This is a genomic window from Pseudoalteromonas sp. SR45-5 (assembly GCF_014163565.1).
Classification (GTDB): domain Bacteria; phylum Pseudomonadota; class Gammaproteobacteria; order Enterobacterales; family Alteromonadaceae; genus Pseudoalteromonas; species Pseudoalteromonas distincta.
In genome coordinates, this window is sequence record NZ_JACJDN010000989.1 from 1 (window position 1) to 861 (window position 861).

The window sequence follows — 861 nt, forward strand, 5'->3', positions numbered from 1 at the left end:
TATTTACAAGGCCTTGATATTGAATATGTAAAAATTGATGGAAGCTACATTCAAGACTTGTTAGATAATTCTCAAAGCCAGTTTTTTATTCAAACCGTTAATAATATTTGTCATGGTTTTGGTATTAAAGTGTTGGCATGCTTAATTGAAAAGCCCGAAACATTAAAAATGCTTGAAAATTTAGGCTGTGATGGTGTACAAGGTAATTTAATTATGGAGCCTTCTAAAGTACTTACAGGTAAGAACCGTGATAACGTTAATAAAGAGTTTACTTTTTGCGCAGACACGCTAAAATTCTGTAATTAGATACTCACTTAAAGGGACACAAGATGAAATCAATTTTTTTAAAGAGTTTATTAATAGGTGCAATGGCTTTTACCGTTTCACCTGTTTACTCACAAGCAGATTCTGATGTTGTAGTACAATCTGACAGCCTTACTAATTTACTTAATATTTTAAATAATGCTCCGGATGATATTTCGTCTGAGGAACTACAAAATGAGTTAGTTGCTGCTATTGAGCAATTCTGCCAAGATATGGGTCCTATTGACCTCGATTCACCTATTGCAAACGGTTCGTGTAGCGCTGAACAACTTGATATATTAATTAACGCCGTTGTTGCTTCTTTAGGTGCCGATAATGCGTTAATTTCTGACTTTTTAGCAGCCTTAGTAACTGCTGGTTCTGATAGTGATGCGGTAACTATTGCTGCAATTACTGCTGGTATAGATGCCACAGTTGCATCTGAAGCTACTGCTGCGGGTCCTACTGATGATACCCCAACTGCAGCTCCTCCTGTTGTTGTTTTACCAACAACTACTGTACCTCAAGGTACTGGTGGTACTGGTGGTGATGCTGGTA

At 37.0% G+C, this 861-nt stretch carries 2 protein-coding genes; both read left to right on the forward strand.

Features of this window, described 5'->3' with window-relative positions; translation table 11 throughout:
• A partial coding sequence (locus H5072_RS20565) for an EAL domain-containing protein (RefSeq protein WP_182694649.1) occupies positions 1-306 on the forward strand: 306 nt, incomplete at its 5' end.
• 23 nt (positions 307-329) lie between these two features.
• Positions 330-861: hypothetical protein (locus tag H5072_RS20570; protein WP_182694650.1), on the forward strand; the 532-nt coding region annotated here is incomplete at its 3' end.